At 42.2% G+C, this 18,614-nt stretch carries 19 protein-coding genes; 18 read left to right on the top strand and 1 reads right to left on the bottom strand.

Annotated elements, in window-relative coordinates:
* Window positions 1–8 precede the first annotated feature (8 nt).
* The 9 genes from lytC (at window position 9) to whiA (ending at window position 8,249) form a co-directional block, all read left to right on the top strand.
* Window positions 9–1,619 carry a choline binding-anchored murein hydrolase LytC gene (gene lytC / locus QM959_RS00725; RefSeq protein ID WP_414370754.1) on the top strand — a complete coding sequence of 537 codons (1,611 nt, stop codon included), beginning with the start codon at window positions 9–11 and terminating at the stop codon, window positions 1,617–1,619.
* A 230-nt stretch (window positions 1,620–1,849) separates the two neighbouring features.
* Window positions 1,850–2,368 carry a Dps family protein gene (locus QM959_RS00720; RefSeq protein WP_414370752.1) on the top strand — a complete coding sequence of 173 codons (519 nt, stop codon included), beginning with the start codon at window positions 1,850–1,852 and terminating at the stop codon, window positions 2,366–2,368.
* Between the two features lie 130 nt (window positions 2,369–2,498).
* Window positions 2,499–3,005, top strand: a complete 507-nt coding sequence (locus QM959_RS00715; protein WP_414370750.1) for a dihydrofolate reductase — start codon at window positions 2,499–2,501, stop codon at window positions 3,003–3,005.
* A gap of 201 nt (window positions 3,006–3,206) precedes the next feature.
* Window positions 3,207–4,439 carry an ATP-dependent Clp protease ATP-binding subunit ClpX gene (gene clpX / locus QM959_RS00710; RefSeq protein WP_414370749.1) on the top strand — a complete coding sequence of 411 codons (1,233 nt, stop codon included), beginning with the start codon at window positions 3,207–3,209 and terminating at the stop codon, window positions 4,437–4,439.
* 8 nt (window positions 4,440–4,447) lie between these two features.
* Complete coding sequence (gene yihA / locus QM959_RS00705; RefSeq protein WP_247934582.1) at window positions 4,448–5,035, top strand: ribosome biogenesis GTP-binding protein YihA/YsxC; 588 nt, start codon at window positions 4,448–4,450, stop codon at window positions 5,033–5,035.
* Between the two features lie 9 nt (window positions 5,036–5,044).
* Complete coding sequence (locus tag QM959_RS00700; protein ID WP_001140420.1) at window positions 5,045–5,425, top strand: RidA family protein; 381 nt, start codon at window positions 5,045–5,047, stop codon at window positions 5,423–5,425.
* Between the two features lie 51 nt (window positions 5,426–5,476).
* Window positions 5,477–6,367: an RNase adapter RapZ gene (gene rapZ / locus QM959_RS00695; RefSeq protein ID WP_414370747.1), complete on the top strand. Its 891-nt coding sequence runs from the start codon at window positions 5,477–5,479 to the stop codon at window positions 6,365–6,367.
* Complete coding sequence (locus tag QM959_RS00690; RefSeq protein ID WP_140224332.1) at window positions 6,364–7,341, top strand: YvcK family protein; 978 nt, start codon at window positions 6,364–6,366, stop codon at window positions 7,339–7,341. The genes rapZ and QM959_RS00690 overlap by 4 nt, the downstream gene beginning before the upstream one ends.
* Window positions 7,338–8,249, top strand: coding sequence for a DNA-binding protein WhiA (whiA, locus tag QM959_RS00685; RefSeq protein ID WP_414370745.1), 912 nt, complete (start codon window positions 7,338–7,340; stop codon window positions 8,247–8,249). Before QM959_RS00690 ends, whiA begins: the two co-directional genes overlap by 4 nt.
* A 34-nt stretch (window positions 8,250–8,283) precedes the next feature.
* Here the strand turns inward: whiA and QM959_RS00680 are convergent, their stop codons facing one another.
* Window positions 8,284–9,252 (bottom strand): NAD(P)/FAD-dependent oxidoreductase, encoded by a 969-nt coding sequence (locus tag QM959_RS00680; protein ID WP_414370743.1) that lies wholly within the window; start codon window positions 9,250–9,252, stop codon window positions 8,284–8,286.
* A gap of 137 nt (window positions 9,253–9,389) precedes the next feature.
* On the opposite strand from QM959_RS00680, the gene cdaA reads away from it, so the two are divergent.
* From cdaA to QM959_RS00635, 9 genes are all read left to right on the top strand, one after another.
* Complete coding sequence (cdaA, locus tag QM959_RS00675) at window positions 9,390–10,247, top strand: diadenylate cyclase CdaA (protein ID WP_414370741.1); 858 nt, start codon at window positions 9,390–9,392, stop codon at window positions 10,245–10,247.
* Window positions 10,234–11,013, top strand: a complete 780-nt coding sequence (locus tag QM959_RS00670) for a YbbR-like domain-containing protein (protein ID WP_414370739.1) — start codon at window positions 10,234–10,236, stop codon at window positions 11,011–11,013. Before cdaA ends, QM959_RS00670 begins: the two co-directional genes overlap by 14 nt.
* Window positions 11,014–11,037: 24 nt before the next feature.
* Window positions 11,038–12,390 (top strand): phosphoglucosamine mutase, encoded by a 1,353-nt coding sequence (glmM, locus tag QM959_RS00665; protein ID WP_414370737.1) that lies wholly within the window; start codon window positions 11,038–11,040, stop codon window positions 12,388–12,390.
* Between the two features lie 73 nt (window positions 12,391–12,463).
* Window positions 12,464–12,838 (top strand): DUF1149 family protein, encoded by a 375-nt coding sequence (locus tag QM959_RS00660; protein ID WP_247934573.1) that lies wholly within the window; start codon window positions 12,464–12,466, stop codon window positions 12,836–12,838.
* A 1-nt stretch (window position 12,839) separates the two neighbouring features.
* Window positions 12,840–13,688 carry a DegV family protein gene (locus QM959_RS00655; protein WP_414370735.1) on the top strand — a complete coding sequence of 283 codons (849 nt, stop codon included), beginning with the start codon at window positions 12,840–12,842 and terminating at the stop codon, window positions 13,686–13,688.
* Between the two features lie 490 nt (window positions 13,689–14,178).
* Window positions 14,179–14,946 carry a 4-hydroxy-tetrahydrodipicolinate reductase gene (gene dapB / locus QM959_RS00650; protein WP_414370734.1) on the top strand — a complete coding sequence of 256 codons (768 nt, stop codon included), beginning with the start codon at window positions 14,179–14,181 and terminating at the stop codon, window positions 14,944–14,946.
* Complete coding sequence (locus QM959_RS00645; RefSeq protein WP_414370732.1) at window positions 14,943–16,142, top strand: CCA tRNA nucleotidyltransferase; 1,200 nt, start codon at window positions 14,943–14,945, stop codon at window positions 16,140–16,142. The genes dapB and QM959_RS00645 overlap by 4 nt, the downstream gene beginning before the upstream one ends.
* The gene (locus QM959_RS00640) at window positions 16,139–18,007 is read left to right on the top strand and encodes an ABC-F family ATP-binding cassette domain-containing protein (RefSeq protein ID WP_414370730.1); all 1,869 of its coding nucleotides are present in this window, start codon (window positions 16,139–16,141) and stop codon (window positions 18,005–18,007) included. The genes QM959_RS00645 and QM959_RS00640 overlap by 4 nt, the downstream gene beginning before the upstream one ends.
* Window positions 18,007–18,612 (top strand): hypothetical protein, encoded by a 606-nt coding sequence (locus QM959_RS00635; protein WP_414370729.1) that lies wholly within the window; start codon window positions 18,007–18,009, stop codon window positions 18,610–18,612. The genes QM959_RS00640 and QM959_RS00635 overlap by 1 nt, the downstream gene beginning before the upstream one ends.
* Window positions 18,613–18,614: the final 2 nt, after the last annotated feature.

Genomic DNA, 18,614 nt, shown 5'->3' with positions numbered 1-18,614 from the left:
GCATTCAGGTGTCTGTTCCATTTTTTATAGGAGAGGAAAGATTGAAAACAAAGATTGGTAAAATTGGATTAGCAAGTCTCTGTTTACTGGGTTTGGCAGTTAATCATGTCGCTGCAAATGAAGCTGAAGTGAAAGCATCTTCGGAAGAAAGCAGTGTTCAAGCTTCTTCTGGTAAGTTAGAAGAAAAGAAATCAGAAACGACTGCAAGTCAAAAAGAAGAAGAGAAAAAAGTTGAGACTTCTTCTAGTCAGCGTCAAGAGAAAAAGGAAGAAGTAAAAGAGACGCGAGCTAGTAGTCAGAAAGAAGAAAGTAAGCCAAATTCGACATCAGCACATTGGGAAGGTGACTTCTATGTAAAAGCAGATGGTTCAAAAGCTAAGAGCGAGTGGATTTTCGATACTAGCTACAAGGCTTGGTTCTATATAAAAGCAGATGGTCGTTATGCCCAAAAAGAATGGCATGGGAACTATTACCTCAAAGCGGGTGGTTACATGGCTAAAAATGAATGGGTTTACGATGACCATTATAAAAGCTGGTTCTACCTCAAGGCAGACGGTTCTTATGCAGATCAAGAATGGCAGAAAATCAATGGCAAATGGTACTATTTTAAGAAGTGGGGCTATATGGCTAAAAGTCAGTGGCAAGGAAATTATTTCTTGAATGGTCAAGGTGCCATGATGCAAAACGAATGGCTTTACGATCATCATTATAAGAGTAAGTTCTATCTTAAGGCGGATGGTTCTTACGCTAATGAACAGTGGCAAAAGATTGATGGCAAGTGGTATTATTTCAAGAAGTGGGGATACATGGCTCAAGATGAGTGGCATGGAAATTACTACCTTACTGAAAGTGGTGCTATGGCAACAGGTGAGTTAATTATGGACGATACTCGCTATACTTTTGCTGATTCAGGGGAACTGAAAGAAAAGAAAGCCTTGAATGTTGGTTGGGTTTATCGAAACGGACACCGTTACTTCTTTAACCATCGTGAAGAACAGGTCGGAACAGACCGGGCTAAGAAGGTTATCGATGTCAGCGAGCACAATGGCCACATTAGTGATTGGAAAAAGGTTATCCAGGAAAATGGGGTTGATGGCGTTATTGTTCGTCTGGGATATAGCGGTGTAGAAGATAAGGAATTGGCTTACAATATTCAAGAACTTAATCGTCAGGGTATTCCTTATGGTGTCTATCTTTATACCTATGCCGAAAATGAAAAAGATGCTGAGGATGATGCCAATCAGACTATTGAACTCTTGAAAAAATACAAGATGAACTTGTCATATCCTATCTACTATGATGTTGAGAACTGGGAATATGTCAATAAAAGTAAGAGAGCTCCAAGTGATACTGGAATCTGGATCAAGATTATCAATAAGTATATGGAAACCATGAAGCAGGCTGGTTACCAAAATGTGAAAGTTTATAGCTATCGCCAACTCTTGCAAACTCGTTTGAATCATCCAGATATTTTACAACATGTCAACTGGGTTGCAGCCTATACGGATGCACTTGATTGGAATAATCCTCATTATTCAGGAGAAAAAGGATGGCAATATACTTCATCTGAATACCTAAAAGGAATCCGAGGTCGTGTTGATATTAGTGTTTGGTATTAAGATGTAAAACCGAGAAAAGAGTGTACAATTGTATGCTCTTTTCTTTATTTTATCTCTGTTAAGAGAGTTTGAAAGTGACTGTGTTTTATTTTAAAAAATTCTTAAATTATCAGTCTATTGCAACTTTTCTCATGTGAGACATTTGGCTTGCTATTGGTTTTTATTAGTAGTATACTAAGGGAGTAAACACTAAGAAGTGGTTACAAAAAAAGAATTATGAGGTGAGAAACATGGTAGAATTGAAAAAAGAAGCAGTAAAAGACGTAACATCATTGACAAAATCAGCGCCAGTAGCATTGGCAAAAACAAAGGAAGTTTTGAATCAAGCGGTTGCTGATTTGTATGTAGCTCACGTTGCTTTGCACCAAGTACACTGGTACATGCGTGGTCGTGGTTTCCTTGTATGGCATCCAAAAATGGATGAGTATATGGAAGCTCTTGACGGTCAATTGGATGAAATCAGCGAACGTTTGATTACACTTGGTGGTAGCCCATTCTCTACATTGACAGAATTTCTTCAAAATAGTGAAATCGAAGAAGAAGTCGGAGAGTTCCGCAATGTAGAAGAAAGTTTGGGGCGTGTCCTTGAAATTTATCGTTACCTCATCACTCTTTTCCAAAAAGCTTTGGATGTAACAGATGAAGAAGGCGATGATGTTACGAATGATATCTTTGTTGGTGCTAAGGCTGACCTTGAAAAAACAGTCTGGATGCTTGCAGCAGAACTTGGACAAGCACCTGGTTTGTAAGAAATAATAGGAACATATATAAATCTGTAGGAAATTTCTTACAGATTTTTTCTATCTTGTAAGCTATTCCAAACCAGTCTTTTTTTGAGTTTTTTGATAAAATAGTACTATCAGTGAAAAGGATGGAAGCATGACTAAGAAAATCGTAGCTATTTGGGCCCAGGATGAAGAGGGTGTGATTGGTAAGGACAATCGTCTGCCTTGGCATTTGCCAGCAGAATTGCAACACTTCAAAGAAACAACTCTGAATCATGCTATCTTGATGGGGCGTGTGACCTTTGATGGGATGGGGCGTCGCTTGCTTCCACAACGGGAGACCCTGATTTTGACTCGTAACCCAGAAGAAAACATAGACGGAGTTGCTACTTTTCAGGATGTCCAGTCGGTCTTGGACTGGTTTCATCATCAGGATAAAAATCTGTACATCATCGGCGGCAAGCAGATTTTTCAGCTTTTTGAATCCTATCTGGATGAGATCATTGTGACACAAATTCATGCTCAAGTTGAAGGGGATACCTATTTCCCAGAAAATTTTGACTTGACGGTTTTTGAAACTTTTGCAAGTAAATCTTATTTCAAAGATGAAAAAAATGCCTATGATTTTACCATCGAATATAGAAAGAGAAAGGAAGTCTAATGGAGCGCAGTATTTTTGGATTTTTTACAGCTCTTTTGTGTGCTGTCTGTCTAGTAGCTGGAACACACGCTTTTCGTAAAAAGCGCTTTGGACTTGCTACTCTGCTTTGGCTTAATGCTTTTACAAACTTGGTGAATAGCATTCATGCTTTTTATATGACCTTATTTTAGATAGAAAGAATAGTTAGAACGGAAGGGAATCATGCCTACAAATAGGAAAAATGATATGATGGTTTATTGCTCATTTTGTGGCAAAAGCCAAGAAGAAGTACAAAAAATAATCGCAGGCAACAACGCTTTTATCTGTAATGAATGTGTGGAGTTGGCTCAGGAAATCATTCGAGAGGAGTTGGCTGAGGAAGTCTTGGCAGACTTGTCTGAGGTACCAAAACCAATTGAACTCCTCCATATCTTGAACCACTATGTAATTGGTCAAGACCGTGCTAAGCGTGCCCTGGCAGTGGCAGTTTACAACCACTACAAACGCATCAATTTCCACGATACGCGTGAAGAGTCGGAAGATGTGGATTTGCAGAAATCAAACATTTTGATGATTGGCCCTACTGGTTCAGGGAAAACTTTCCTTGCTCAGACCTTGGCTAAGAGCTTAAATGTGCCTTTTGCGATCGCAGATGCGACAGCTCTTACTGAGGCTGGTTATGTAGGTGAGGATGTGGAAAATATCCTCCTCAAACTCTTGCAAGCTGCTGACTTTAACATTGAACGTGCAGAACGTGGGATTATCTACGTGGATGAAATTGACAAGATTGCCAAGAAGAGCGAGAACGTATCGATCACACGTGATGTTTCTGGTGAAGGGGTGCAACAAGCCCTTCTCAAGATTATCGAGGGAACCGTTGCTAGCGTGCCGCCTCAAGGTGGACGCAAGCATCCACAACAAGAGATGATTCAAGTGGATACTAAAAATATCCTCTTCATCGTGGGTGGTGCCTTTGATGGCATTGAAGAAATCGTTAAACAACGTCTGGGTGAAAAAGTCATCGGATTTGGTCAAAATAATAAAGCGATTGATGAAAATAGCTCTTACATGCAAGAAATCATCGCAGAAGACATTCAAAAATTCGGTATTATTCCAGAATTGATTGGACGTTTGCCTGTCTTTGCAGCTCTTGAGCAATTGACGGTTGAAGACTTGGTTCGCATCTTAAAAGAACCAAGAAATGCCTTGGTCAAACAATACCAAACCTTGCTTTCTTATGATGATGTCGAGTTGGAATTTGACGACGAAGCCCTTCAAGAAATTGCTAATAAAGCCATTGAACGCAAGACAGGGGCGCGTGGTCTTCGCTCGATTATCGAAGAAACCATGCTGGACGTTATGTTTGAAGTACCGAGTCAGGAAAATGTGAAATTGGTCCGCATCACAAAAGAAGCTGTCGATGGAACGGCTAAGCCAATTCTAGAGACAGCCTAGAGGTGACTATGGAACTTAATACACACAATGCAGAAATCTTACTCAGTGCGGCAAATAAGTCCCACTATCCGCAGGATGAACTGCCAGAGATTGCCCTAGCAGGGCGTTCCAATGTTGGTAAGTCTAGCTTTATCAATACCATGCTGAACCGTAAGAATCTGGCTCGTACGTCAGGGAAGCCTGGGAAAACCCAGTTACTCAACTTCTTTAATATTGACGACAAGATGCGCTTTGTGGATGTGCCTGGCTATGGCTATGCCCGCGTTTCCAAAAAGGAACGTGAAAAGTGGGGGCGTATGATTGAAGAGTATCTAACAACTCGGGAAAATCTCCGTGTGGTAGTCAGTTTGGTGGATCTTCGTCATGACCCGTCAGCAGATGATGTGCAGATGTACGAATTTCTCAAGTACTATGAGATTCCGGTCATCATCGTTGCGACTAAGGCAGACAAGATTCCTCGTGGTAAATGGAACAAGCATGAATCAGCAATCAAAAAGAAATTAAACTTTGACCCAAGTGACGACTTTATCCTCTTTTCATCTGTCAGCAAGGCAGGAATGGATGAGGCTTGGGATGCAATCTTAGAAAAATTGTGAGGAAAAGAAATGGCAAAAACAATTCATACAGATAAGGCTCCAAAGGCTATCGGACCATATGTTCAAGGAAAAATCGTTGGCAATCTTTTGTTTGCTAGCGGTCAAGTTCCCCTATCTCCTGAAACTGGGGAAATCGTTGGAGAAACAATCCAAGAACAGACAGAACAAGTCTTGAAAAACATCGGTGCTATTTTGGCAGAAGCAGGAACAGATTTTGACCATGTTGTCAAAACAACTTGCTTCTTGAGTGATATGAACGACTTTGTTCCTTTTAACGAGGTTTACCAAACGGCCTTTAAAGAGGAATTTCCAGCTCGTTCAGCTGTGGAAGTAGCTCGTCTTCCTCGTGATGTAAAAGTCGAAATTGAAGTCATCGCAGAGATTGGATAAGCTAGTTGAAGTTTGGTGTTGCCAAACTTCTTTTGATATAAGGAGAAACAGATGACAAAGAAACAACTTCACTTGGTGATTGTGACAGGGATGAGTGGTGCAGGAAAAACAGTAGCTATTCAGTCCTTCGAGGATTTGGGATATTTCACTATTGATAATATGCCGCCAGCCCTCTTGCCTAAGTTTTTGCAGTTGGTGGAAACAAAGGAAGACGATCATAAGTTGGCCTTGGTAGTGGATATGCGTAGCCGTTCTTTCTTTTCAGAGATTCAAGCTGTTTTGGATGAGTTGGAAAATCAGGAAGAACTGGACTTTAAAATCCTCTTTTTGGATGCGGCTGATAAGGAATTGGTCGCGCGTTATAAGGAAACCAGACGAAGTCACCCTCTAGCAGCAGACGGACGGATTTTGGATGGGATTAAGCTGGAACGTGAGCTTTTGGCACCTTTGAAAAATATGAGCCAAAATGTGGTGGATACAACTGAACTCACTCCACGTGAGCTGCGTAAAACCATTGCAGAGCAGTTTTCAGATCAAGAGCAAGCCCAGTCTTTCCGTATTGAAGTCATGTCTTTTGGCTTTAAATATGGAATTCCGATTGATGCGGACTTGGTCTTTGATGTTCGTTTCTTACCAAATCCCTACTACCTTCCAGAGTTACGAAATCAAACGGGTGTGGATGAACCAGTGTACGACTATGTCATGAACCATCCTGAGTCAGAAGATTTTTATCAACATTTGTTGGCCTTGATTGAGCCGATTTTGCCAAGTTACCAAAAGGAAGGGAAGTCCGTTTTGACCATTGCCATGGGTTGTACGGGTGGGCAACACCGTAGTGTGGCCTTTGCCAAACGCTTGGCACAAGACTTATCCAAGAATTGGCCTGTCAATGAAGGACATCGTGACAAAGACCGAAGAAAGGAAACGGTAAACCGTTCATGAGAAAACCAAAGATAACGGTGATTGGTGGAGGAACTGGGATCCCCGTCATTCTTAAAAGTCTGCGTGAAAAAGATGTGGAAATCGCTGCTATCGTAACGGTGGCGGATGATGGTGGTTCATCAGGTGAACTCCGAAAAAATATGCAACAATTGACACCGCCAGGTGATCTTCGTAATGTCCTTGTGGCCATGTCGGATATGCCTAAGTTCTATGAGAAGGTCTTTCAGTACCGCTTTTCTGAGGATGCAGGAGCCTTTGCTGGCCATCCATTGGGCAATCTCATCATTGCAGGTCTGTCAGAAATGCAGGGTTCGACCTATAATGCCATGCAGTTATTGAGTAAATTTTTCCATACAACAGGGAAGATTTATCCTTCCAGTGACCATCCTTTGACCCTGCACGCAGTTTTTCAGGATGGGACAGAAGTAGCTGGAGAGAGTCATATAGCAGACCATCCAGGCATGATTGATCACGTCTATGTGACCAATACCCTCAACGATGATACACCTCTGGCTAGCCGTCGAGTGGTGCAGACCATTCTTGAAAGTGATATGATTGTTCTGGGACCTGGTTCCCTCTTTACTTCTATTTTGCCCAATATCGTGATTAAGGAAATCGGGCAGGCGCTTTTGGAAACCAAGGCAGAAATTGCCTATGTCTGCAATATCATGACCCAACGTGGGGAGACGGAACACTTTACAGATAGTGATCACGTGGAGGTCTTGCATGGTCACCTTGGCCGACCTTTTATCGATACTGTCTTGGTGAATATTGAAAAAGTGCCTCAGGAATACATGAATTCCAACCGTTTTGATGAATACTTGGTGCAGGTGGAACATGATTTTGCTGGCCTTTGTAAACAAGTTCCGCGAGTGATTTCATCCAACTTCCTTCGTCTGGAAAATGGCGGTGCCTTCCACGATGGGGATTTGATTGTGGACGAATTGATGCGGATTATACAGGTGAGAAAATGAGTTTCACAGTAGCAGTTAAAGAAGAAATCCTAGGTCAGCATCATCTAAGCCGGCATGAATTATCTGCCATTATCAAGATGTCTGGTAGTATCGGTCTCTCGACTTCGGGCTTGACCTTGTCTGTCGTGACAGAAAATGCCAAGCTGGCTCGTCACCTCTATGAGTCCTTTCTTCATTTCTATGAAATCAAATCGGAAATTCGCCACCACCAACGGAGCAATCTTCGCAAGAATCGAGTCTATACCGTTTTTACAGATGAAAAGGTGCAGGACTTGTTAAGTGATTTGCACTTGGCAGACTCCTTCTTTGGCCTGGAAACAGGTATTGATGAGGAGATTTTATCGGATGAGGAAGCAGGTCGTGCTTATCTCTGTGGCGCTTTTTTGGCAAATGGAAGCATTCGTGACCCTGAGTCAGGCAAGTACCAGTTGGAAATCAGTTCTGTTTATCTGGACCACGCGCAAGGAATTGCCTCCCTTCTCCAGCAGTTTTTACTGGATGCCAAGGTGCTTGAGCGTAAGAAGGGGGCTGTGACCTATCTCCAGCGTGCCGAAGACATTATGGACTTTCTTATAGTGATTGGAGCCATGCAGGCGCGTGATGATTTTGAGCGAGTTAAGATTTTGCGAGAAACCCGTAACGACCTTAATCGGGCCAATAATGCTGAAACGGCTAATATTGCTCGGACAGTTTCTGCCAGCATGAAGACCATCAACAATATCAGCACAATCAAAGATATCATGGGCTTAGAAAATCTGCCGGTGGATTTGCAGGAGGTAGCGCGGTTGCGGATTCAGCACCCAGATTACTCTATCCAGCAGTTAGCAGATAGTCTCAGCACTCCTCTGACCAAAAGTGGTGTCAACCACAGACTCAGAAAAATCAATAAGATAGCCGATGAACTATAAAACCACGAATCCTATGTGACTCGTGGTTCTTTTCTTATAAACTAGTTGAGTGTTTTGGTTGTACTTTTTGCTCAGGGTCAATGTAGTTGATGGCATTGTTGACAGCAGTTGGAGCTTCTCCAAGCCCTGTTGCAATCAAGTCGATCTTTCCGTCATAGTAGCAGCAGTCACCGATAGCATAGATACCTGCTTGGCTGGATTCTTGTTTGCTGTTGACAATAATCTTGTGACGGTTGAGTTCCAGAGCCCAGTTTTTAAGGTTACCGACAGAAGATTTAAAACCATAGTTGACAAAGAGGTGATCTAAGTCGATAGTTTCTGTTTCATCAGATTTGACTTTTGTGATTTCAAGTTTATCGAGCCTTTTTCCATCTCCAAGGAGTTGACTAGGGACGAATGGTGTCTTGATGTTTACAGATGATTCTTGCAAAGCTTGGACACTATGCTCTAAGGCACGGAAATTATCTCTGCGGTGAACAAGGGTAGTTGGTGCAATTTTTTCAAAAGCTAAAGCCCAATCCACAGCTGAGTCTCCCCCACCAAGAATCGTCACTTTCTTACCAGCATATTGCTGGATGTTGGAAACGTGGTAGTGGATATTTTCATAGCCTTCAACGCCTTCTAGTTCCAGCGGACGTGGTTTAAAGGCACCGCCACCCATAGCGATGATAACTGTTTTAGACAAGTGACTTCCTTTAGAAGTTGTAATGGCAAAGCCTTCTTCTTGTTTTTCAATCTCAAGAACCGTTTCATTGAGATGAATAGGGGTGTCAAAGCCGTTTAACTGTTCAATCAAGCGGTTGGTCAACTCTTCTCCAGTCAGGTTTGGGAAACCTGGTACGTCTAGGATTTCCTTTTCAGGATAGAGAATAGCAGGTTGTCCACCTAGTTGAGGAAGGGAGTCGATGATTTGGACCTTGGCTTGGCGTAGGTGGGCATAGAAGGCTGCAAAGAGCCCGACAGGACCACCACCTACAATGGTAATATCATAGAGTTGAGACATGGTTTCTCCTTTGTTTTTTCTAGTCAGTTTATTTTATCATATTTTTCCTTAATTTAAAATGAAGTAGGATAGGGAAAAAAATGCCAGAAAAATGGTATAATAGAAAGGAACGTGTTTGGACAGAGAGGAGACAGCAGATGAACTTTCAACAATTATCCAACCTGCAATATTGGACTAGCTTGTTTTCTAGTCCTTGGAGTATTGCCATCAATGTGTTTGATATTTTGATTGTGGCCTATATTTTATATCGTTTTACAAAAGCGATAGCTGGTACCAAGATTATGATTTTGGTGCGGGGGGTCTTGATCTTTGTATTAGCTCAGGTTGTGGCCAATATCCTTGGCTTGACAACGATTTCTTGGTTGATTAATCAGATTATCACCTATGGGGTGATTGCTGCAGTTGTTATCTTCTCTCCAGAGATTAGGACTGGTTTGGAACGCTTGGGAAGGGCGACAGATTTCTTTTCTACTACTCAAATTAGTGCAGAGGAGCAAATGATTCGTGCCTTTGTCAAATCTGTTGAATATATGAGTCCTCGTAAGATTGGTGCCCTAGTTGCCATTCAACGAGTTCGCACCTTGCAAGAATACATTGCGACAGGGATTCCCTTGGATGCCAACATTTCAGCAGAACTCCTCATTAATATCTTTATCCCCAACACTCCCCTACACGATGGTGCTGTGATTATCAGAGGAAATCGAATTGCAGTAACCTCTGCCTACCTGCCTTTAACAGAAAGCACAGGGATTTCCAAGGAATTTGGGACCAGACACAGGGCGGCTATTGGCTTATCAGAAGTGTCTGATGCCTTGACCTTCATCGTCTCAGAGGAAACAGGTGGTATTTCTATTACTTACAATGGGGTCTTCAAGCATGATTTGACGATTGAAGAATTTGAAGCAGAGCTAAGAAGAATTCTTTTGCCAGCTGTTGAGGAAAAAGCCAGTTTCAAGGAACGTTTGCTAGGAGGTTGGAAATATGAGAAAAAATAGTCTATATATCATTTCATCTCTCTTTTTTGCTTGTGTCTTATTCATCTATGCAACGTCAACCAACTTTCAAAATAGCAATACCGCAAGGCAGGTCAAATCAGAAACCTACACCAATACGATAACGAACGTTCCTATCGATATTCACTATGATGATGACCAGTATTTTATTAGCGGATTTGCATCAGAAGTTTCAGTGATATTAACCGGAGCTAATCGTGTAAGCTTGGCTAGCGAAATGCAGGAAAGCACTCGTAAGTTTAAGGTCACAGCGGATTTGACGGATGCCAGTGTTGGAACGATCGAAGTTCCCTTGAATATTGAAAATCTTCCAAGTGGAATGACTGCTGTGGCAACGCCTCAAAAGATTACAGTAAAAGTTGGGAAGAAGGTTAAGCGAGATGGGATGATTGTTGTGCCACAAGTTGACCAAAGTCAGATTGATCCCAAGTTACAAATCGATAGTGTAACCGTGTCAAATGAAAGGGTTTCTGTCACAACTGACCAAGAAACATTAGCTAAGATTGACAAAATTATTGCGCTTTTACCAACTAGCGAACGCATAACAGGTAATTACAGTGGTTCAGTACCTTTGCAGGCAATCGACCGTAATGGTGTTGTATTACCAGTAGTTATCACTCCATTTGATACAACAATGAAGGTGACGACAAAACCTGTGGCACCAAGTTCAAGCACATCAAATTCAACTACAAGCAGTTCGTCAGAGACATCTTCGTCAACGAAAGCAACTAGTTCAAAAACGAATTAAAAATAGGAAAAGGATTTTATAAAAATGGGTAAATATTTTGGGACTGATGGAGTCCGTGGAGAAGCTAACGTAGAACTGACGCCAGAATTGGCCTTTAAACTAGGCCGTTTTGGAGGCTATGTTCTTAGTCAGCATGAAACAGAAGCACCGAAAGTTTTTGTAGGACGTGACACACGTATTTCAGGAGAAATGCTAGAATCTGCCTTGGTGGCAGGTCTCCTTTCAGTAGGAATTCACGTATACAAACTAGGCGTTTTGGCAACACCAGCAGTCGCTTACTTGGTCAAGACAGAAGGAGCAAGTGCCGGTGTCATGATTTCTGCTAGCCACAACCCAGCCCTTGATAATGGGATTAAGTTCTTTGGTGGTGATGGCTTCAAACTAGATGACGAAAAAGAAGCAGAAATTGAAGCCTTGCTAGATGCTGCAGAAGACACTCTTCCTCGTCCAAGTGCAGAAGGATTGGGAACCTTGGTAGATTATCCAGAAGGCTTGCGTAAGTATGAAGGCTACCTTGTTTCAACTGGAACTCCTCTTGAAGGAATGAAGGTTGCCTTGGATACAGCAAATGGTGCAGCTTCTACAAGTGCCCGTCAAATCTTTGCGGACCTTGGCGCTCAATTAACTGTTATCGGGGAAACACCAGATGGTCTAAACATCAACCTTAATGTTGGTTCAACCCACCCAGAAACCCTTCAAGAAGTGGTCAAAGAAAGCGACTCAGCTATTGGTTTGGCCTTTGACGGAGACAGTGACCGCTTGATTGCTGTTGATGAAAATAGTGACATCGTCGATGGTGACAAGATTATGTACATCATCGGGAAATACCTTTCTGAAAAAGGACAATTGGCTCAAAATACAATCGTGACAACTGTTATGTCCAACCTTGGTTTCCACAAGGCCTTGGACCGCGAAGGCATTAACAAGGCAGTTACTGCAGTTGGCGACCGCTACGTTGTTGAAGAAATGCGAAAATCAGGTTACAATCTCGGTGGTGAACAGTCTGGTCACGTTATCTTGATGGATTACAATACAACTGGTGATGGTCAATTATCAGCAGTCCAATTGACTAAAATCATGAAGGAAACTGGTAAGAGCTTGTCAGAGTTGGCAGCAGAAGTAACTATCTATCCACAAAAATTAGTCAATATCCGAGTGGAAAATGCCATGAAGGAAAAGGCCATGGAAGTGCCAGCTATCAAGGCTATTATCGAGAAGATGGAAGAAGAAATGGCGGGGAATGGCCGTATTCTTGTTCGCCCAAGTGGAACAGAGCCTCTCTTGCGAGTTATGGCAGAAGCGCCTACAACAGAAGAAGTGGACTACTATGTTGATACTATCGCAGACGTAGTTCGAGCTGAAATCGGGATTGACTAAATCCTAGAAAACTAGATGAAAATAAAAAATTATGGTACAATAGCATATAATATTGTAGCCGAGGGAGAAAGACATGAATCTTAAACGTGAACAAGAATTTGTTAGTCAGTATCATTTTGATGCGCGTAATTTTGAATGGGAAAATGAAAATGGAGCTCCTGAAACTAAGGTGGATGTGAACTTCCAATTGATTCAACATGACCAAGAAAATCAAGTGACTTCCTTGATTGTTATCTTGACTTTTATGATTGTATTTGATAAGTTTGTCATCAGTGGAACCATTTCACAGGTGAATCATATCGATGGTCGTATTGTCAATGAACCAAGTGAATTGAGCCAAGAAGAAGTGGAAACCTTGGCTCGTCCAAGTTTGAACATGCTCAACCGTTTGACTTACGAAGTAACTGAAATTGCATTAGACTTACCAGGAATCAATTTGGAGTTCTAATATGAAGTTAGCTGTTATCACAGATTCCTCTGCCTATCTCAGTGCAGAGACCTTGCAAAGAGAAGATTTGTATGTCTTGGATATTCCTGTCAATATTGATGGTGAGGAGTATGTCGAAGGCATCAATCTGTCTGCTGAGGAATTTTATCAAAAAATGGCTCAGGCTTCTGAATTGCCTAAGACCAGTCAACCAAGTATTGCCAAGTTAGATGAAATCTTAACTTCGCTCAAAGAACAAGGTTATACCCATGCCTTGGGGCTTTTCCTATCTTCTGGAATTTCAGGCTTTTACCAAAATATCCAGTATATGGTCGATGACTATGAGGGTTTAACCATTGCTTTTCCAGACACTTTGATTACAAGTGCTCCTCTTGGTATCATGGTTGAAAGCGTCTTTAATTGGCGAGATCAAGGCGATGATTTTGCCATTATTCAGGATAAGCTAGCTATTCAAATTAGTCGTACGTCAGCTTTTATCATGGTAGATGATTTGGATCATTTGGTAAAAGGTGGACGCCTTTCAAATGGGGCTGCTATTTTGGGCAATCTGCTAAGCATTAAGCCAATCCTTTATTTCAACGATCAAGGTGTGATTGAAGTGTACGAAAAAGTTCGTACTGAAAAGAAAGCAACCAAGCGCTTAATTGAGATTATCAAGGAAGCAACGGCTTCAGGCCAATATCGGGTCATTGTCATTCACGGAAATGCTCCTGAAAAGGCTGAAGAATTGCGTCATCACTTACTTGAATCTGGAGTAGGTACGGATATTTCACTTGCTACATTTGGTAGTGTCATTGGAACACACCTAGGAGCAGGAAGTATTGCTCTGGGTTATATTCCAGTGATTTAGTTGGCGCTTATAGGCTAGTTAAGAAGTTAGCAAATGAACACGCTGGAACCCTGTGTGAAAAAGATAGTTTTTCCAAGAAGTAGACACTCCTTGATTAGAACTCCTATTTTCACTTTATGTTCTTACAGGCTTTGTATCTTAGAAATTGAACACGGACTACCTGCCTCTTGAAAAAAATGCCTGTCTTGCCTTTCATGGAAAGTCAGCGCCATTCCTTATTTTTCATGGGTAGCTAAGGTCCTTTGTATCTTGATAATTGAACACGCCTGGAACACTGTGTGAAAAAGATAGTTCTTCCAAGGAGTAGACATCCCTGGATTAGAATTCCTATTTTCACTTTGTGTTCTTACAGGCTTTGTATCTTAGCAATTGAACACGGACTACCTGCCTCTTGAAAAAAGATGCCTGTCTTGCCTTTCGTGGAAAGTCAGCGCCATTCCCTATTTTTCATGGGCAGCTAACGTCCTCTGTATCTTAAATAGGAGTAGAGATGAGTATTCGAGTAATTATTGCTGGTTTTAAGGGTAAGATGGGCCAAGCTGCTTGTCAGATGGTCTTGGATGATCCAGATTTGGACTTGGTAGCAGTTTTGGATCCTTTTGAGTCTGAATCAGAATGGCAAGGAATTCCTGTTTTCAAGGATAAGGTTGATTTAGCAGGCTTTGAAGCGGATGTCTGGGTAGATTTCACAACTCCGGCTGTTGCCTATGAAAATACACGCTTTGCTCTTGAAAATGGCTTTGCTCCAGTAGTTGGAACAACTGGTTTCACGAGTGAAGAAATTGCAGAGCTAAAAGAATTTTCTCGTTCCCAAAACTTGGGTGGCTTGATTGCCCCTAACTTTGCCTTGGGTGCTGTCTTGCTCATGCAATTTGCGACGCAGGCTGCCAAATATTTCCCAAATGTGGAGATTATCGAACTCCATCATGACAAGAAAAAAGATGCCCCGAGTGGAACAGCCATTAAAACAGCTGAGTTGATGGCAGAGGTTCGAGAGTCTATTCAGCAAGGTGCGCCTGATGAGGAAGAACTGATTGCGGGTGCTCGTGGTGCTGACTTTGATGGTATGCGTATTCACTCAGTTCGCTTGCCAGGCTTGGTGGCTCATCAGGAAGTCATATTTGGCAATCAGGGAGAAGGATTGACCCTCCGTCATGACTCCTATGATCGTAGCTCCTTCATGACAGGGGTGAATTTGGGAATTAAAGAAGTTGTCAAGCGTCATGAGCTTGTCTATGGATTAGAACACTTATTATGAGATTAACGCAAATGCCTTCTGAATTTCAGAAGGCTTTACCAGTATTAGAAAAAATTAAAGAAGCAGGCTTTGAAGCCTATTTTGTTGGGGGTTCTGTTCGAGATGCCCTCCTCCATCGTCCTATCCATGATGTGGATATTGCGACTTCTTCTTATCCAGAAGAGACTAAGCAGATTTTTCCGCGAACAGCCGATATCGGAATCGAGCACGGAACCGTCTTGGTCTTAGATGGGGATGAGGAGTATGAGGTAACCACCTTTCGGACAGAGGATGTCTATGTGGACTATCGCAGACCCAGTGCGGTTTCCTTTGTGCGTTCACTAGAAGAAGACCTCAAGCGCCGTGATTTCACAGTCAACGCTTTTGCCTTGGATGAGACAGGGGAAATCATTGACTTGTTCCATGGCTTAGAAGATTTGGAAAATCAAGTCTTGCGAGCAGTTGGAGTGGCCAGTGAGCGTTTCAATGAAGACGCTTTGCGGATTATGCGAGGTTTCCGTTTTCAGGCCAGTCTTGGCTTTGAACTGGAGACAGAAACGTTTAAAGCAATGAAGACCTTGACGCCACTTTTGGAGAAAATTTCTGTGGAGCGTACCTTCGTCGAGTTTGATAAACTTTTACTGGCGCCATTTTGGAGAAGGGGCTTGGCTTCCATGATTGAGAGTCAAGCTTATGACTATCTCCCTGATATGGCATCTAGCCAAGACAAGCTCAACAGATTGTTTGATTTGGAGACTGATTTTACTTTTGAATCCTCTGAACAAGCCTGGGCGGCTCTACTGTGGTTTTTGGAGATTGAAAATGCGCAGCCCTTTTTGAAGGCTTGGAAAACCTCACGTCAATTTGCCAAGCAAGTTCAGGATTTACTGACTATTTTGGTCTTACGTGAAAAGGGAGAATTGGGCAAGCGCGATTGTTACCGCTTTGACTTGGATTTGCTTTTACAGGCTGAAACTCTTCGTCAGGCTCAAGGGAAAGCAGTTAATCCGCAAGTCATAACAGAAACCTACCAGAGTTTGACCATTCATGACAAGAAAGAAATCCAAATCAACGGTGGTATTTTGATTAAGGAATATGGCTATCAGCCGGGACCAGACTTGGGAGAGATTTTAACAGAGATTGAGTATGCCATTGTCGATGGAGAATTAGAAAATGACCGTCAAGCCATCCATGCTTATCTGAGGGAGAAAAAATGAGTGATTTTATCGTTAAAAAACTAAGTAAGTCCGTCGGTGATAAGACCGTTTTTAAGGATATTTCCTTTATCATCCATGACTTGGATCGAATTGGTCTGATTGGTGTCAATGGCACGGGTAAAACCACCCTTTTAGATGTCCTTTCTGGTGTTTCTGGCTTTGATGGGGATGTCAGTCCCTTTTCAGCTAAGAATGATTACCAGATTGGTTACTTGACCCAGGATCCTGATTTTGATGATAGCAAGACGGTTTTGGATACGGTCCTGTCCAGCGACCTCAAGGAAATCCAGCTCATTCGTGAGTATGAATTGATCATGCTCAACTACAGTGAGGATAAGCAGGCGCGTTTGGAACGTGTTATGGCTGCAATGGACTCTCTTCAAGCTTGGGAAATTGAGAGTCAGGTCAAGACCGTTCTTAGCAAATTGGGTATTCAGGACTTATCTACTCCAGTTGGAGAATTGTCAGGTGGTCTAAGAAGACGGGTCCAGTTGGCGCAAGTCTTACTTAGCAACCACGATCTCTTGCTACTGGATGAGCCGACCAACCATCTGGACATTGCGACTATTGAATGGCTGACCCTCTTTTTGAAAAATTCTAAGAAGACCGTCCTTTTTATCACCCACGATCGTTATTTCCTAGACGCTTTGTCAACACGGATTTTCGAATTGGATCGCGCAGGCTTGACAGAGTATCAAGGGAATTATCAGGACTATGTCCGTCTTAAGGCGGAACAGGACGAGCGCGATGCGGCTCTTCTCCACAAAAAGGAACAACTTTATAAGCAAGAATTGGCCTGGATGCGCAGACAACCGCAGGCGCGTGCGACCAAGCAACAGGCTCGTATCAATCGTTTCCATGACTTGAAGAAAGAAGTTTTAGGCAATACTGCTGAGACAGACTTGACCATGAACTTTGAAACCAGTCGGATTGGGAAGAAAGTCATCGAGTTTCAGGATGTTTCCTTTGCCTATGAAAACAAGCCTATTTTGCAAGATTTTAATCTCTTGGTGCAGGCCAAAGACCGTATCGGAATCGTTGGAGACAACGGTGTTGGGAAATCAACTCTGCTAAACCTGATTTCGGGAAGTCTTGAACCGACAGCAGGACAAGTTGTGATTGGGGAAACAGTTCGTATCGCCTATTTCTCTCAACAAATTGAGGGCTTGGATGAGAGCAAGCGAGTGATCAATTATTTGCAGGAAGTGGCAGAAGAGGTCAAGACCAGCGGTGGTTCTACGACTTCCATTGCGGAATTGCTGGAGCAGTTCCTCTTCCCACGTTCGACGCATGGAAGCTTGATTGAAAAATTGTCTGGGGGAGAGAAAAAACGTCTTTATCTCCTCAAACTGCTCTTGGAAAAACCAAATGTTCTTCTCTTGGACGAACCGACAAATGACTTAGATATTGCGACCTTGACAGTTTTGGAGAATTTCTTGCAAGGCTTTGCTGGTCCCGTTTTAACAGTTAGCCATGACCGCTATTTCTTGGATAAGGTAGCGACCAAGATTCTCGCTTTTGAGGATGGCAAGATTCGTCCATTCTTTGGTCATTATACCGACTATCTTGATGAAAAAGTCTTTGAAACAGAGATGGCCAATCAAGTGCAAAAGGCCGAAAAGGAAAAGGTGATTAAGGTCCGAGAAGACAAGAAACGCATGAGCTACCAAGAAAAGCAGGAGTGGGCAAGCATTGAAGGCGATATTGAAGCCTTGGAAAATCGTATCGCTGCTATTGAAGAGGAAATGCAGGCTAACGGCTCTGACTTTGGTAAACTAGCTACTCTCCAAAAAGAATTGGATGAGAAAAACGAAGCACTCTTTGAAAAATACGAACGCTATGAATATTTAAGTGAGTTGGCGTGATGGAAGAAGTCATTAAACGTAGTCCCAAGAAAATCATTTGGAATGCCTTGTTTGGCTTGGTTTCAGTGCTTTTATTGTTGTTAGCTCTCTATTATTTCCATTCGCATTCGCAAAAAGGGACCAGATTTTATACGATAAGTCTTTTGTTAATGCTAGTTTTACTTTCTTATGTTGGAGTAGGAGTTTATCTGACTTACAGACTTTTAAGCTCGGATAAGGAATATTTGAGATTTACTGTTCAGGGGTTTTACTACAAACCGAATCCAAAGAAACCTAGTCATTTCTATGCTTGGACTGATGTAGAGGAATTTTCCTTCTCTCGAATTCGAGGGAAGTATAGGGATTCCTATCGGATTGAAGTTTATTTTAAAAACAAGGAAAATGTGCAATCTCAATCACTTCTAGCTCTACTGAAGAGAAGGTGTTTCCCTTTTCATCAATCAGCAGATTTGATCATCCCTATCTTTCTATTAGATGTAGGTCTTCCTGAAAGGGTATACGATACTATGAAGTACTATGAAAGAGAATGGCGTATCGAACAAAATCGTCAAGCAAGAAAACAGACAAAACAAGCTTCGAAAACCAAATCTTCTAAACGCTTATGAGA

Origin of the sequence: Streptococcus mitis, assembly GCF_047459985.1 — a bacterium.
Classification (GTDB): Bacteria; Bacillota; Bacilli; order Lactobacillales; family Streptococcaceae; genus Streptococcus; species Streptococcus mitis_DZ.
Note: the sequence above shows the minus strand (reverse complement) of the source record. Positions and strands in the feature narration are given on the sequence as shown.

Excerpts from the sequence above, each read along its gene's own strand:
- QM959_RS00700 (WP_001140420.1), top strand. The coding sequence starts at position 5,045 with ATGGCAAAAACAATTCATACAGATAAGGCTCCAAAGGCTATCGGACCA.
- QM959_RS00680 (WP_414370743.1), bottom strand. The coding sequence starts at position 9,252 with ATGTCTCAACTCTATGATATTACCATTGTAGGTGGTGGTCCTGTCGGG.
- dapB (WP_414370734.1), top strand. The coding sequence starts at position 14,179 with ATGAGTATTCGAGTAATTATTGCTGGTTTTAAGGGTAAGATGGGCCAA.
- yihA (WP_247934582.1), top strand. The coding sequence starts at position 4,448 with ATGGAACTTAATACACACAATGCAGAAATCTTACTCAGTGCGGCAAAT.
- QM959_RS00645 (WP_414370732.1), top strand. The coding sequence starts at position 14,943 with ATGAGATTAACGCAAATGCCTTCTGAATTTCAGAAGGCTTTACCAGTA.
- QM959_RS00720 (WP_414370752.1), top strand. The coding sequence starts at position 1,850 with ATGGTAGAATTGAAAAAAGAAGCAGTAAAAGACGTAACATCATTGACA.
- rapZ (WP_414370747.1), top strand. The coding sequence starts at position 5,477 with ATGACAAAGAAACAACTTCACTTGGTGATTGTGACAGGGATGAGTGGT.
- QM959_RS00660 (WP_247934573.1), top strand. The coding sequence starts at position 12,464 with ATGAATCTTAAACGTGAACAAGAATTTGTTAGTCAGTATCATTTTGAT.
- cdaA (WP_414370741.1), top strand. The coding sequence starts at position 9,390 with ATGAACTTTCAACAATTATCCAACCTGCAATATTGGACTAGCTTGTTT.
- clpX (WP_414370749.1), top strand. The coding sequence starts at position 3,207 with ATGCCTACAAATAGGAAAAATGATATGATGGTTTATTGCTCATTTTGT.
- QM959_RS00670 (WP_414370739.1), top strand. The coding sequence starts at position 10,234 with ATGAGAAAAAATAGTCTATATATCATTTCATCTCTCTTTTTTGCTTGT.
- glmM (WP_414370737.1), top strand. The coding sequence starts at position 11,038 with ATGGGTAAATATTTTGGGACTGATGGAGTCCGTGGAGAAGCTAACGTA.
- QM959_RS00635 (WP_414370729.1), top strand. The coding sequence starts at position 18,007 with ATGGAAGAAGTCATTAAACGTAGTCCCAAGAAAATCATTTGGAATGCC.
- QM959_RS00690 (WP_140224332.1), top strand. The coding sequence starts at position 6,364 with ATGAGAAAACCAAAGATAACGGTGATTGGTGGAGGAACTGGGATCCCC.
- QM959_RS00640 (WP_414370730.1), top strand. The coding sequence starts at position 16,139 with ATGAGTGATTTTATCGTTAAAAAACTAAGTAAGTCCGTCGGTGATAAG.
- QM959_RS00715 (WP_414370750.1), top strand. The coding sequence starts at position 2,499 with ATGACTAAGAAAATCGTAGCTATTTGGGCCCAGGATGAAGAGGGTGTG.
- whiA (WP_414370745.1), top strand. The coding sequence starts at position 7,338 with ATGAGTTTCACAGTAGCAGTTAAAGAAGAAATCCTAGGTCAGCATCAT.
- QM959_RS00655 (WP_414370735.1), top strand. The coding sequence starts at position 12,840 with ATGAAGTTAGCTGTTATCACAGATTCCTCTGCCTATCTCAGTGCAGAG.